Source organism: Streptomyces sp. NPDC050263, assembly GCF_040655955.1.
In the GTDB taxonomy this organism is placed as follows: domain Bacteria; phylum Actinomycetota; class Actinomycetes; order Streptomycetales; family Streptomycetaceae; genus Streptomyces.
This window is the reverse complement of record NZ_JBFAKW010000134.1, coordinates 12468-26229: the sequence shown is the minus strand read 5'-3', so window position 1 is coordinate 26229 and position 13762 is coordinate 12468. Positions and strand designations below refer to the sequence as shown.

Here is a 13762-nt window from a genome sequence, read left to right as displayed (position 1 = left end):
GCTGTCGCGAGGGTGTCCAGGTTGTTCGTCACAAAACGATCATGGATGCCCTCGTTTGCGTCTCCGCAGGCACCCCTTGGAATTGATCATCTAGAGATATCAGGCAATGCTTCTGACCGTATTAGACGTATCTCCACTGGTCGCTTAGCGTTCGGCGCATGACGGAGCGACGTGCGATCCTCAGCGGCTCGACCTTTGAGGAGCAGATCGGCTATGCCCGTGCCGTGGTCGACGGCGACTGGGTGCATGTGTCCGGGACGACCGGTTTCGACTACACCACCATGACCATCTCCGACGACGTGGTGGAGCAGGCTGAGCAGTGCCTGCGCAACATCGAGGCCGCGCTGACCGAGGCGAAGTGCACCTTTGCCGACGTCGTGCGTGTGCGGTATCTCCTGCCCGATCGCGCCGACTTCGAGCCCTGCTGGCCAGTCCTGCGCCGCTGTTTCGGCGAGGCCCGGCCGGCGGCCACCATGCTGATGTGCGGCCTGTCCGATCCCCGCATGAAGATCGAGATCGAGGTGTACGCGCGCAGGGCGACGGCCTGCGTCCGCTAAGAACCCCTGAGTGCAACGAGGCTGATCGATGACCATCGCCGCTGTCCATGTCCACCGTCTGGTGGCGCCCCTCCACACGCCGTTCGTCACTGCCCTGGCGCGTCTGACCCACGTCTCGACCGTCGTCGTCGAGATCGTGGACCGCGACGGACGCTCCGGCTTCGGCGAGGCCCCGGAGGTGTGGACTGTCACCGGATCCTCACTCGCCTCCAGCGAGGCCTGCGTCACCGAGGCCTTCGCCCCGCTGCTCATCGGTCGCGACGCCGATGACCTGGTGGAGAACTGTCGCAGGGTCAGCCGCGCGGTGGTCGGCAACGAGCCGGCCAAGGCCGCGGTGGACATCGCGCTCCACGATCTCGCCGCGGTCCGCCTCGAGGTCCCGCTGGTCCGACTGCTCGGCGGCTCCCGGCTGGTGGTGCCCACCGACGTGAGCCTTGCGGTCGGCATGGTGGACGGTCTGGTCACGGCGGCGAAGAGCCGGGTCGCGGAGGGCTTCGACGTGCTGAAAGTCAAGGTCGGCACGGACGCGGCCATGGACGTCAGCCGTGTGACGGCGGTCCGCCGGGCGATCGGCCCGGAGGTGAGGATCCGTCTCGACGCCAACCAGGGGTGGACGCCCCGCGAGGCGGTAAGGGTCATCCGCTCGCTGGAGGACGCCGGCGTGGGGGTGGAGTTCGTCGAACAGCCGGTGGCCTACCGGGATGTGGAGGGCCTGGCGTGGGTGAGCGACCGCGTCGAGACCCCGATCATGGCGGACGAGTCCGTCTTCGACGTGCGCGACCTGGTCGAGGTGATCCGCCGGCGCGCGGCGGATCTGGTCAACGTCAAGCTGGCGAAGAGCGGCGGACTCAGCGCCGCCCGTACTCTCCTCGAACTGGCGCGAGACGAAACTGCTGCTCGCCGATCCGGTCACCGTCACCGCCGAGGTCGGCCACCCCCTCGGCGACCACAGCGGACTGGGACTGACCGCGTTCTACTACACCCTGCTGCTGGTCCTGGCCGGATTCATGGGCGGCAACGTCATCAGCAACGGCGTCGACACCGCCCTCGGCTACGCCGACAACGAGATCGGCCCCTGGCACACCCGCCTGCCCACGGTGCCGATCAACCGCACCCAGACGCTGCTGCTGAAGATGGCCATGACGGCCGGCATCACGCTCATCAGCGTCTCCCTCGTGATGCTCGCCTGCGTCAGCGTCCTCGGCATGGACGCGACGCACATCCCGTTGCTGTGGGTCTACTCCTACTGCGCGTCCCTCGCGGTCGGCCTCGGCGTCCAGGCCATCAACGCCGCCTTCGGCGGCATCGGCCAGCTGGTGTCCATGTTCGTGTTCATCGTCCTGGGGCTGCCGTCCTCGGGCGCCACCGTGCCGCTCCAAGCAGTTCCCGGCTTCTACGAGTTCCTGTCCCACTTCGAGCCCATGCGCCAGCTCAGCGACGGCGTCCGCGCGATCCTCTACTTCCAGGCACGCGGCGACGCCGGCCTCACCCGAGCCTGGATCATGATCGCGATCGGCACGGCCGTCGCGCTGCTCTTCGGCTTCGCGATGACCGCGTACTACGACCGTAAGGGCCACAAGCGCCTGACGCCGCAGCCCGTTTGATCCGCGGCGATCCTGCGCACGGTGAAGTGCGCGTCCGGGGCCGGTAGTTCTCCGGCCCCGGACGGGTGCGGTCAGTTCTTGCCGGGGAGGCGTCAGAGCTGGCGGCCGGGTCCTCCTCAGCCGTATCGCTTCAGCAGTCCGTCCACGTACGCCTCCAGCCGTGCCCCCAGCACGTCCGCCGTCAGATCGTCCCGGCCCAGCTCGCGCCACGGTCCGGCCGGCTTCGCCGCGTCGGGGCAGTAGTGCAGGGCGTCGAGCAGCCGCCAGTACAGGTGGTCGGGGCCGTCGGCGAGGTCGCGGCCGCCGTGTGCCTCGTACCGTTCGCGGAAGTCCAGCCCGTGCTCCGGTCCGTGCAACAGCGCGAGTGCTGTCGAGCAGTGCGCGACGTCGAGGTCGGCGGGGCCCCACGAGGTCTCGACCCAGTCGACGAGCCCGCTGATCCGCAGCGTCGGCCCTGCGCCCGTGAAGAGCACGTTCCCGGGGTGGAAGTCGCGGTGCAGGAAGCAGCCTTCGTACGGCGGCGGGTCGCGGCGGATCACGTCGACGGCCCGCTCCCACAGGGAGCCGTCCAGGGCACGGACGCGCTCCGGGGACGTCCATGCTTGATACGGGCGCGGTCTTTCGTCCGGTACGACGCCGTGGACGCGGACGAGCTGGGCCGCGAGCAGGTCGAGGCGCCGTTCGAGGTCTTCCTCGTCCACGCGGACGCGGCCCGGCAGCGCGGACATCAACAGGGTCGGGTGGTCGCAGTGTTCGGCCGTGGCGTCCACGGCGACGAGAGCGGGCGCCGGGATGCCCTCCTGCCCGGCGAGCAGCGTCAGGATGTCCGCCTCGCGGGCCAGCACTCCGGGTCCGTGGTGGCGGAAGAACGGCTTCACGAAGGTCCGCTGCACCAGGTCCGTGCCGTCGTCGAGCGTCAGCCGGCGCATCTGGGAGCTCCAGCCGCCGGACAGGAGACCCGAGCCGGTGACCGAGCGGCCGTGGCCGAGCCGCTTGGCCACCCATGCGCGTGTGGCCGTCCAGCCCCGGTCGTCGAGGCCGGTCAGCACGGCCTCCACGAACTCGCGCCGGTCGTCGCCGTGCTCGTGGAACCAAAGCCCCAGCTGGTGCTGTGCGTCCGGAAGGTCGAACCGCGTGTACTGGGCGCGCGCGGCGAGCGCGTCCTGTACGGCCTCGGTCACAGCGGGCGGGATCACCGCGTCCGTGCCCGGCACGGCGAGCACCGCCCGGCCCTCGTACGCTCGCAACGCCTGGAGCGCGGGCGCCTCCTGCCAGCTGTCCGACCGCCGGATGATCTCGCTGAACCGCCCGGTGCCGTCCCCGAAGGGCACGTCCCACGCCTCGGCCGTGTACGCGGCGGGCGCGCACAGTCCCAGCGCCGCGACGCGATCCCCGTAGTGCCGGACGAGATCCGCCACCGTCTGCCCGCTCATGCTGAACCCCACCAGGACCAGCGGCCCGGTCGCCCCCGCGTACGCGTCGATCACCGCGACGGCCTGCTCGAACCGCCGTCGCAGGCTCAACTCGCTCAGCGTTCCGGTGCTGTCGCCGTGCCCGGAGAAGTCGAAGGCGACCCCTCGACAGCCGTGGGCCACGAACTCCCGTACCAGCGGCAGCAGTCGCTTGCTGCTGCTGTTGCCCGCGCCGTGCAGCACCACGGCGGTGACCCCGGACGGATCACCGCCGTACACACCGCTGAGCCGTTCACCGTCGTGGTCGTGTGCGAAGTCGAAGAGCATGCCCGCTATTCACTCACGCTGCGGCCCCGTTCTTCGGAAGGGTCGTCGGCGGCATCCGACCCGGGTGGTCACCGAAGCCGCAGGACGCCCGGGGCACGATCCTCGAAGATCGTGATCAGCCAGTCGAAGACGGTCGGTCCGTGCTCCGTACGCGCCGCAGCCAGCTCCGCGCGGACAGCAGAACGGTTCGTGGGATGGCACCGCGAGAGGCGGATCTCCAGCTGGCGAGCCGTCTCCAGGTGACTCAGGTTCTCGCGAGACGCCTGGTGATCACGCCATTCAATGACGTAGTCATCGTCGTCGTCGGGCTGCCCGAAGCCACCGCTGAGACAGTCTGCGAGGGCGTCGAGGTTGTTGCCGAAGTAGCCTCCAGGACCGTTGACCGCCTCGCCGATGAGTCGCCAGAAGTCTTCCAGCGTCCTCACCCGGGTGCCGTCCAGCACGTATATCGCCGTCACGGCACGCACGATACGGCCGACGGGTCGCTGCCGGTGCGCCAACGCCGCACCGGGGTGTGATGTGGATCACATCGATGACCTGTCACGTCCGGCACGGGTCGGATGTCCGATGGGCGTCACCGACACCGAAGTCGGTGCCCGACCTCGGGAGATCCCATGAACAACGGCCACCGCATCGTCGTCCTCGGCGCCGGTTACACGGGCATGTTCAGCGCCATCCGGCTGGCCCACCGCACTCGCCGGACCGGCGTGAAGATCACCCTGGTCAACCCCTCGAGCCGGTTCGTCGAGCGGCTGCGGATGCACCAGGTCGCCGCCGGGCAGGAGCCGGCCGACCACCGGATCCCCGACCTGCTCTCCGGGACCGGCGTCACGTTCGTCCAGGGCACCGCCACCGCCGTCGACCCCGAGGCCCGGCAGATCACCGTCGACGGCGCCGAGACCCTCGGGTACGACACGCTCGTCTACGCGCTCGGCAGCTCGACCGACACCGGCAAGGTCCCCGGCGCCGACACTCACGCGTTCACCCTCAACAACCTGGAGATCGCCGGTCGGTTTGCCGCTCGGCTCACCGAGGTCGCCGCGTCCGGCGGCACGGTCACCGTCTGCGGCGGCGGCCTGACCGGCATCGAGGCGGCCGCCGAGATCGCCGAGAGCCACCCCGGCCTGGACGTCACGCTGATCAGCCTGGACGAGCCCGGCGGCATGATGGGCGCCAAGGCCCGCGCCTACCTCTACGGCACGCTGGACCGCCTCGGCGTCACTCTTGAGACCGGCGCCCGCGTCACCAAGGTGCTGCCCGACGCCGTCGAACTGGCCGACGGCCGGCTCGTCCGCTCCGACGCCTGCCTGTGGACCACCGGCGTCAAGGTGTCGCCGCTCGCCGCCGATGCCGGGATCGCCACCGACGACCGCGGCCTCCTCCTCGTCGACGCCACGCTGCGTTCGGTCTCCCACCCGGAGATCCACGCCGTCGGCGACGCCGCCGCCGTCCGGCTGGCCTGGGGACGGATCCACGGGACCTGCCAGAGCGGTCTGCCCACCGCCCAGTACACCGCCGACACCATCGCGCGGCTCGTGCGCGGCAAGGCCGTCAAGCCGTTCCGCTTCGGCTACTTCCACCAGCCGGTCAGCCTGGGCCGCCGCGCTGCCGTCATTCAGTTCACCAAGGCCGACGAGACTCCCCGCCGCATGCACCTCACCGGCCGCAGCGCCGTCGCGTACAAGGAGATGGTCAGCGCCAGCCCGCTCACGACCTACCGATTCAGCAAGCGCATGAACGTCACCACCATCGTCTCCAAGGGCGGCCGCGCCACCCGCAGGCCCGCGGCGTGATCTCGGGCCTTGCCGCCCTGGTTGCGGCGCTGACAGCATGAGCCGATGGTCGACGCCAAGGACGAGCAGGATCCGTACATCGAACACCGCAGGCTGCTGTTCGCCACCGCCTACCGCATGCTGAGCAGCGTCACCGACGCCGAGGACGTCCTCCAGGACACCTGGCTGAGCTGGAGCACCGTGGACCGCGACGCGATTCGCCACCCCAAGGCCTACCTGGTGCGCACGGTCACCAACCTCTCGTTGAACCGCCTCACCTCCGCACGGGCAACCCGCGAAACGTACGTCGGGCCGTGGCTCCCCGAGCCTCTGCTGACCTCCCCCGACGTCGCCACGGAGACCGAGTTGGCCGACAGCGTCTCCACCGCGATGCTGGTCGTCCTGGAAACCCTCAGCCCCGTCGAGCGCGCCGTCTTCCTGCTCCGTGAGGTCTTCGGCTACTCGCACGCGGAGATCTCCGAGACCCTGGAACGCCCCGAGCCGACGGTCCGCCAGATCGCCCACCGCGCACGTCGGCACGTCCAGGCCCGCCGCCCCCGCTTCGACGCCGACCAGACCCGGCGCCGGCAGATCACCGCCCAGTTCATGGAGGCGTGCGCGGGCGGCGACCTGAACGCCGTCATGGAACTGCTCGCCCCCGAGGTCACCGCCTGGTCCGACGGCGGCGGCAAGGTCACCGCCGCCCGCCGCCCGCTCCACGGCACCGACCACGTCGCGCGCTGGATCGTGGGTTTCCTGGCCAAGCCCGAACTGGCCGCCCTGACCATGGAGTCGGCCGTCATCAACGGCGAGCTCGGCGTCCTGGCCACCCTCGGCGGACACACGGTCGGCACCCTCACGTTCGACCTCGCCGACGGCCGCATCCAGAACCTGCGCTTCCAGGTCAACCCCGAAAAGCTCAGCGGCCTGACCCCCGACAACAGCCTGGCGCTGCCCTGAGGCGCACGATGCGGCCGACAGGATGCGGTGGAGCGGGCGGCCATGCCGACGTTCCGTGCCGCTGCGCTGCGGGCGGCCGTCGGCATGGCTGCGGCGGCAGCGATCCGGTGCCGCCGTCAGGGCTTGGCCGGCTTCACCTTCTTGTCGACGCCGTTCACCCGCACGCTCACGCTCCCCCGGCTCCGTGCCCGGTCGGCCACGATGCGGTAGGACGTGACCTTGCCGTCCCGCCACGTGCAGTCCACCTCGTAGCCGCCGCGGGCGCGGAGCCCGGTGAAGGAGCCCTTGGCCTTCCACGCGTCCGGGAGGGCGGGCAACAGGTGGATGACGCCGTCGTGGCTTTGCAGGAGCATCTCCGCCACGGCGCCCGTGATGCCGAAGTTGCCGTCCATCTGGAACGGCGGGTGGTTGCCGAACATGTTGGGCAGCGTGTTGAAGGTCAGCAGTCCGCGCAGCATGATCTGGGCGCGGTGCCCGTCGCCGAGGCGGGCGAAGAGGGCCGCCCGCCAGGGCCAGGTCCATGAGCGGCGGCTGTCGCCCGACACCGTCGCGGCAGTGAACGGGACGCCCTCCTTCTCGCCGCACCGCGCCTTGAGCGAGACGAGGGCGGCAGCCGCGAAGTCCGGCGTCTTCGGGGTGATCTGGCGGCCCGGATAGACCGCGAAGAGGTGCGATGTGTGCCGGTGGATGTCGGTGGGGCTGTCGATGTCCTCCTGCCACTCCTGCAGTTGACCCCACTGGCCGATCTTGTTCGGCGCGAGGCGCGCCTGCATGTCCGCGACCTTGGCCCGGTAGGCGGGATCCGCCTTGAGCACCGCCTCGCAGTCGAGGTAGTTCTGGAACAGGTCCCAGATGATCTGCTGGTCGTACATGACGCCGTCTTCACGCGGCCCGTGTTCGGGCGACCAGCCGTTCGGTGCGACGAGGAGTCCGTCCTCGCGTTCCTTGAGACTGTCCTCCCAGAACTCGCAGATCTCCTTGATCATCGGGTAGGCGGTGGTACGGAGATAGCCCAGATCCTGGGTGAACGCCCAGTGCTCGTACAGATGTTGGGCGTACCAGGCACTCGCGACGGTGTTCCACTCCCACGAGTTGCCGCCGAACACGCTCTGGCTGGTGCGGGCGGTCCAGCCGCGCGTGTCCTGGCCGAAGGCGTTGCGGGTCGCCACGCGGCTGGGCACCGCCACCTGCTCGATGAACCGGACGAGCGCCTCGTGGCACTCCGACAGGTTCGTCGTCTCGGCCCCCCAGTAGTTCATCTGGACATTGATGTTGGTGTGGTAGTCGGAGGCCCATGCCGGCTGGTTGCTGTCGTTCCACAGGCCCTGGAGGTTGGCGGGCAGGCCGCTCGGGCGGGAGGAGCTGATCAGCAGATAGCGGCCGTAGTCGAACATGGTCTGTTCGAGTGTCGGGTCCTCGCCGCCCGCCGCATAGCGCGCCAGCCGGGCGTCGGTCGGCAGCGCGGCGACGGCTGCGTCGGAGGAGCCCCAGGCGACCGAGACACGGTTCATGAGGGCGCGCGTCTCGGCGGTGTGCTCGTCGCGCAGCTTGTCGTAGCGCCGGGCGACCGCCTTGGCGAGCGTCCTGGCGACGATCGGCTCCGGATCGGCTCCGCGCCACCCGGCGGCGGCGTCGAGCTTGTAGTCGGTGCGGGCGTCGAGGAACAGGGTCAGGGTCGTACAGCCGCTGAACCGGAGCGCCGAACCGTCGGCGCGGAGGTCGCCGTCGGTGTGCACGGCCCGGACGGTGCACGTGTGCTTGAGCCCGTTGCCCATGACGCCCCTGAAGGCGATCAGCCCTGCGCCGGCGTCGACGGTCGTCGGGGCGTCGTCCTGTGCTGACGTCAGTGAGATCGCGCCGGACAGTCCCCGGGCATCGTCCGATGTGTAGCGGAAGACCATGACGTCCGCGGACCGGCCGGCGAAGGCCTCGCGCAGGACGCGGTGTCCCGGGACGCCGAAGCGGGTGGTGTGGACGCCCTCGATGAAGTCGAGGCTGCGCTGGTAGTCGACGACCGTCCGCTGCGTACGCGTGTCGAAGCCCGTGCCTTCCAGCGCGATCTCCGCGATCTGCAGCCCGTTGGCGGACGCGCCGGGGGTCAGAGTGAGCCGGTAGGCGCGGTAGGCCGTCGTGTTGCCGATCCGGAAGGTCCGGGTCTCGCCGCGGTTCGCGAAGGGTGCTCCGGGGTTCTGCGTGTCGAGGGTCGTCCAGGCACGCCCGTCCTGCGACGCCTCCAGCGTCCATCGCCGGGGGTCGTCCCGCGGGCGGTCCGGGGCGGCCGTCAGCGCGTACGAGGTGACGACGACCGCGCGGGGCAGATCGGCCTGCCAGACGACCGCCGGGGCGTCGGCGTCGACCCGCCAGACCGTGGCCGGAGCACGGTCCACCGAACGTGAGATGTCCGTGGCGCGGGACTTGGACCCGGCGCCGGATCCCTTGGAATGCCCGCTCGGCGACGACAGGTAGATCGAGCCGCCCCCGCCGAGGTCCACGCCGGACAGACCGATCTCGCTCACCTGGAAGTGGCTGACGCCCGCCTTGGGGACGAAGTCGAACCGGTAGAAGCGGTAGGCCGCGGCGCCGGCAAAAGTGAATTCCTTCGTCTGGAAACGGCTCTCGAAGGGCGCCTCCAGCGTGCGGCTGTCCAGTGTGGTCCAGGCGGCGCCGTCGGCGGAGCCGGAGAGCGTCCACTGCTGCGGGTCGCGCTGCGGCACGTCGTTCGCGCTCGTCAGACGGTAGGACGCGACCGTGACGGGTTCGGGGAGCTCGACCTGCCACTGCACCTTCGAACCGGGCCCCTCGATGCACCACTTGGTGCTCGAGTCGCCGTCGTACGACTTGTCGACGGCTTCCGCCGAGGAGCTGCTGTACGGTCCCCCGGGGGCCGTGACCTTCGGGCTCGCGCGGGGCGCGAAGGCGACGACGAGGTCACCGAAGTTCCGGTACGAACCGAAGCCGGTCATGCCGGTGTCGAAATCGCTGTCCGGTCTGCCCGCGAGAGCGTTGTCGTAGTTGTTGACCCCGCCCCACAGGCTCTGTTCGTTGAACTGGATGCGCTCCTCGTAGGGATCGGCGAAGAGCATGGCGCCGAGTCTGCCGTTGCCGATCGGCAGGGCCTGAGACTGCCAGTCCGCTGCGGGGACGCGGTACTTCAGCGCCTTGCGTGACAGAGTCGGCCACTGGTCGGCCGTCGGCGCGCCGGTCCCTGCGGCGACGGCCTGCCCCACGGGGACGCCGCTGGTCAGCTGAGTGATCAAAGGTGCGAAGGCGAGGGCGCCACCGAGCTTGAGGAGGCTCCGTCGCTGCGGTTGAGAGTCATTGATCACAGTGAAATCTCCCGGCCTATTCATCGGCTCTTTCGCGGGGAAGCGACTGCCGCGTCGACGTCCATCGAGGGCTCGATCATCTTCGCCGGAGAATAGATCGGATGTCTAGAGGCGGGCACTACTGACCTGGGCGGCGACCGTCGGGACCCGCCCGGGACGGCTGTCCGCCTCCCGACCGCTGCCGGTGCTCGGGCTGCGCTCCTCCGCCGCTCCGGCGCGGGGCCTCTCCCGCTTCGCCGCGTGCGCACCCTCCTTTCGCCCTGCCCGTCCGACCACAGGCGCCGACGGCGCACTCGACCACGCCGCCGAGTTCGCCCCCTCTGCGGGCCTGAGCGCCTCGGCCGCCGGACCGGGGACCCCGACCGAAGCGGTACGGGACAGTGCGCACATGCGGATCTCGGCCAGGGCGGACTACGCGGTACGCGCCGCACTGCAGCTCGCCGCGTCACGGGACGACGGGCCGCTGAAGGCCGAGGCCATCGCCGACGCCCAGGACATCCCGCACAAATTCCTCGAGAGCGTCCTCAACGACATGTGCCGCGGCGGTCTGGTGCTCAGCCGGCGCGGCGGCAACGGCGGCTACCGGCCGGCCAGGCCCGCCGAGTCGCTGCTCCCACTTTTTTGGAGCTCGCCGCGGTCCAACGTGCGCGAGATCCTTGAGGGCATGTCGCTCACCGACGTCGCATCGCCCAACTGCCCGCCGATGTCTCCGCGTTGACCAAAACCCCCGAGACGTGGGTAAACCCCTGACCCGCTCGGCCGCCCAGCACTGATCTCACAGTTCGAGAATGTTGTGTCCGCCATACGAACACCCTCTTGGGGTGGACGGCGTGTTCTGCCACGATCCCCATCATCCAGGTAGGAAAACTAGGGATCTGTGGGGGGGGGCCATGAGAACGCTCGACCTTGTCGGCCGGATGCTGCCCCTCCTGACCTCGCGTCGTCACATCGACCTCGGTCGTGTGTCCAGTGCCATCTGTCGGCCCCTCCGACGCCACAGCGCCTGACTCTCCCCGAACCGGCACCGCGCCTCCGCCTCTCCGTCGCTCCGCCTCGTCGGCGGGTCAGCGGGTCGGACGCCGTCGGCTGACCACACCCCCACGGTTCCGCCTCTCAACGCCCGCCGGCATGCCTGCCGCCGACGGGCGCGGGGCGGCGTGTCGGTGCCTGCCCCGCCGACAAGCAGTCATCTCACCTTGCGCACCTCCCTCATCGCCCATCCCCTGAAAGGACACCTCCGTGTCTGCCGCGAGACCGCTCACCGCCCTGCGCACCATCGCCGTCCTAGCCGCGCTCCCCCTCCTGCTCACCGCCTGCGGCTACGGTTCCGAGTCCACCGACGACGGCAAGCAGGCCGCGGTCGCGGCAGACGCCAAGAAGCTCTCCGCCGACGAGGTGAAGATCGGCTACTTCCCCAACCTCACCCACGCCACCGCCCTGGTGGGCGTCCAGGAGGGCCTGCTCCAGAAGGAGCTCGGCGGGACCACGATCAAGGCGGCCACCTTCAATGCCGGCCCCTCCGAGATCGAGGCGCTGAACGCCGGCGCCATCGACATCGGCTGGATCGGCCCCTCCCCCGCCATCAACGGCTACACCAAGTCGAACGGCAAGAACCTGCGCATCATCAGCGGTTCCGCCTCCGGTGGTGTGAAGCTCGTCGTCAACCCGAAGAAGATCAAGTCCCTGGACGACGTCAAGGGCAAGAAGATCGCCACCCCGCAGCTCGGCAACACCCAGGACGTCGCCTTCCTCAACTGGATCGCGGAGAAGGGCTGGAACGTCGACGCGCAGAGCGGCAAGGGCGACGTCTCCGTCGTCCGCACGGACAACAAGGTCACCCCGGACGCCTACAAGTCCGGCTCCATCGACGGCGCATGGGTGCCGGAGCCGACCGCCTCCAAGCTGGTCGCCGAGGGCGGCAAGGTGCTGCTGGACGAGTCGACGCTGTGGCCGGACAAGAAGTTCGTGATCACGAACATCATCGTGTCGCAGAAGTTCCTCAAGGAGCACCCCGACGTCGTCGAGGCCGTACTGCGCGGCTCCGTGAAGACCAACGAGTGGATCAACGCCAACCCGGAGAAGGCCAAGACGTCCGCCAACGCGGCGCTGGAGAAGCTGTCGGGCAAGGCGCTGCCCGCCGACGTCATCGACCCGGCCTGGCAGTCCATCACCTTCCTCGACGACCCGCTGGCCGCCACCCTCAACACCGAGGCGGAGCACGCGGTCAAGGCCGGTCTCCTGGAGAAGCCCGACCTGAAGGGCATCTACGACCTCGCACCGCTGAACAAGGTCCTCAAGGCCGCGGGCAAGGCCACGGTCGACGACGCCGGTCTCGGCGCCGAGTAACGACGAGGGAACGCAGGGGGCTGGCTGGCACTGACGCCGCACCAGCCAGCCCGACAGCGCCCCCGATGATCGCCGTGACTCCTGTTCGGCAGCTGGACGCGGTGATCGAGCGCTCCGCCGCGTCACCGCGCATCCAGCGCAGGGCGGAACGGAAAGTCAGCCTGGAAGTCCGGGGCGCCTGTTGGACACGTCCTGCTACGGCATCGGGTCGACCAGCTTGAGCTGCGGCAGGCCGCAGGCCGCAGGCCGCGCCAGCACAGTCCCAGCTGACGTCGAGAACCAGCGGCCCGAACACGGAGACCGTCTGGTCCGGTTCCTCCTCGGTGCAGTCGTCCTCGGGCTCGCTGTCGGGGCCTCCGAAGGGCGACGTCGACTTCAGGCCGAGGACCACGCCCTCGGGCAGCGGCCAGAGGGCGGCCAGGTCGGAGCAAAGTCGCGGGTTCACCGTGGACCAGAAGTACGGCTGCTCCGCGTCGAACGTGACGACACCGCGACGCCGCAGCTCGTCCAGGAAGGGCACGACGCCGGGTTCCCGGTCCGCGACCATGCGGGCGGTGTCGAAGGAACGGAGGGCGTGGGCGTACTGCTCGACTGTGGTGACCGGCTCCAGTCGGGGCCAGGGGTCGAAGGTCAAGTCAGCCAGGTCGCGCATGATCGCGCGCGCCCGCGTCAGCGCACTCAGGGCATCGGGGAAGGGTTCGCGCACTCGGTAGAGCGTCGAGGACAAGGAACGTGCCTTTCGAGGACAGGGACGGAGGCGGACGCACCTTCACGGTACGCATCCGCCCCTGTCCCGGATCACCGCCTGCGGTCAGACAACGGCGGGCGGTTCAGTAGGAGTACCCGTTCGGCGAATAGTAGGTATGTCCCTCGACATGGCCTTCGTCGGCGTTGCTGCCGAGGTCGAAGTCGCCCGGTCTGGTGCCGCTTTCACCGGGTTGTTGGCGGTGTAGTCGTAGCCCGTCAGCTGCGAGGGGTCGGCGGCCTCCAGCTCCGGGTCGCGGCTAATGAAGCGGCCGGTCTGCGCGTCGTACTCGCGCAGCCCCAGGTTGACCAGGCTGGTGGCGGTGTCGGTGGTGCCGCCGACGTAGCCCTTGTCGCCGAGCCAGGAGGCCCTCGGCCAACTCCTGGACCCACCTGGTCGGCGTCTACAGCGCCGCCACCAAGACCGCCCAGCCGTACGTGAAGGGCGCCCTGGCCGGCACCGCCACCGGCGTCACCCCGTGGGAGACCACCGGAAACCTGGTCCTCGGCCGGGGGCTCGACAACGGCAGCCAGGACGACTGGGTGAACGGTTCCGTGAGCGGCGTCCAGGCGTACGACTACGCCCTGTCGGCCGATCAGGTCTGCGCGCTCTGCCAGAGCATCCCCTGAACCTGGCGGCCTGACAGCACCACCGGGGGGGGGGCCGGGAATGGGGGCGCACCACGGGGGGCAGAAAAACATCAAAGACAGCGA

At 69.7% G+C, this 13762-nt stretch carries 8 protein-coding genes and 5 pseudogenes; 9 read left to right on the top strand and 4 right to left on the bottom strand.

Annotated features, from left to right (window positions below; translation table 11 throughout):
- The first annotated feature begins 158 nt into the window (after nucleotides 1-158).
- The 3 genes and pseudogenes from AB0J04_RS38140 to AB0J04_RS38130 form a co-directional block, all read left to right on the top strand.
- On the top strand, nucleotides 159-557 hold the full coding sequence (locus AB0J04_RS38140; RefSeq protein WP_363173223.1) for a RidA family protein: 399 nt from the start codon (nucleotides 159-161) through the stop codon (nucleotides 555-557).
- Nucleotides 558-585: 28 nt separating this feature from the next.
- Nucleotides 586-1383 (top strand): annotated as a pseudogene (locus AB0J04_RS38135) (enolase C-terminal domain-like protein); the annotation flags it as partial.
- 58 nt (nucleotides 1384-1441) lie between these two features.
- Nucleotides 1442-2161: pseudogene (locus AB0J04_RS38130) on the top strand (DUF3533 domain-containing protein); the annotation flags it as partial.
- Between the two features lie 116 nt (nucleotides 2162-2277).
- Here AB0J04_RS38130 and AB0J04_RS38125 read toward each other — a convergent pair.
- Entirely contained in the window at nucleotides 2278-3900 is a 1623-nt protein-coding gene (locus AB0J04_RS38125) for an alpha/beta fold hydrolase (RefSeq protein ID WP_363173221.1), read from the bottom strand.
- A 68-nt stretch (nucleotides 3901-3968) separates the two neighbouring features.
- Complete coding sequence (locus tag AB0J04_RS38120) at nucleotides 3969-4358, bottom strand: barstar family protein (RefSeq protein ID WP_363173220.1); 390 nt, start codon at nucleotides 4356-4358, stop codon at nucleotides 3969-3971.
- Nucleotides 4359-4514: 156 nt separating this feature from the next.
- Between AB0J04_RS38120 and AB0J04_RS38115 the strand changes: the two genes are divergently transcribed.
- Nucleotides 4515-5693, top strand: coding sequence for an FAD-dependent oxidoreductase (locus AB0J04_RS38115; protein ID WP_363173219.1), 1179 nt, complete (start codon nucleotides 4515-4517; stop codon nucleotides 5691-5693).
- Between the two features lie 45 nt (nucleotides 5694-5738).
- The gene (locus AB0J04_RS38110) at nucleotides 5739-6632 is read left to right on the top strand and encodes an RNA polymerase sigma-70 factor (RefSeq protein WP_363173218.1); all 894 of its coding nucleotides are present in this window, start codon (nucleotides 5739-5741) and stop codon (nucleotides 6630-6632) included.
- A 116-nt stretch (nucleotides 6633-6748) separates the two neighbouring features.
- On the opposite strand, the gene AB0J04_RS38105 is transcribed toward AB0J04_RS38110, so the two are convergent.
- Nucleotides 6749-9958 carry a glycoside hydrolase N-terminal domain-containing protein gene (locus AB0J04_RS38105; protein WP_363173217.1) on the bottom strand — a complete coding sequence of 1070 codons (3210 nt, stop codon included), beginning with the start codon at nucleotides 9956-9958 and terminating at the stop codon, nucleotides 6749-6751.
- 388 nt (nucleotides 9959-10346) lie between these two features.
- Here AB0J04_RS38105 and AB0J04_RS38100 point away from each other — a divergent pair.
- The 3 genes and pseudogenes from AB0J04_RS38100 (at nucleotide 10347) to AB0J04_RS38090 (ending at nucleotide 12304) form a co-directional block, all read left to right on the top strand.
- Nucleotides 10347-10708: pseudogene (locus tag AB0J04_RS38100) on the top strand (Rrf2 family transcriptional regulator).
- Nucleotides 10709-10746: 38 nt separating this feature from the next.
- Nucleotides 10747-10965: a putative leader peptide gene (locus AB0J04_RS38095; RefSeq protein ID WP_363173216.1), complete on the top strand. Its 219-nt coding sequence runs from the start codon at nucleotides 10747-10749 to the stop codon at nucleotides 10963-10965.
- A 232-nt stretch (nucleotides 10966-11197) separates the two neighbouring features.
- Nucleotides 11198-12304: an aliphatic sulfonate ABC transporter substrate-binding protein gene (locus tag AB0J04_RS38090; protein ID WP_363173215.1), complete on the top strand. Its 1107-nt coding sequence runs from the start codon at nucleotides 11198-11200 to the stop codon at nucleotides 12302-12304.
- An 811-nt stretch (nucleotides 12305-13115) separates the two neighbouring features.
- On the opposite strand, the pseudogene AB0J04_RS38085 reads toward AB0J04_RS38090, so the two are convergent.
- Nucleotides 13116-13391, bottom strand: a pseudogene (locus AB0J04_RS38085) (RHS repeat-associated core domain-containing protein); the annotation flags it as partial.
- A gap of 32 nt (nucleotides 13392-13423) precedes the next feature.
- On the opposite strand from AB0J04_RS38085, the pseudogene AB0J04_RS38080 reads away from it, so the two are divergent.
- Nucleotides 13424-13678: pseudogene (locus AB0J04_RS38080) on the top strand (LamG-like jellyroll fold domain-containing protein); the annotation flags it as partial.
- Nucleotides 13679-13762 lie beyond the last annotated feature (84 nt).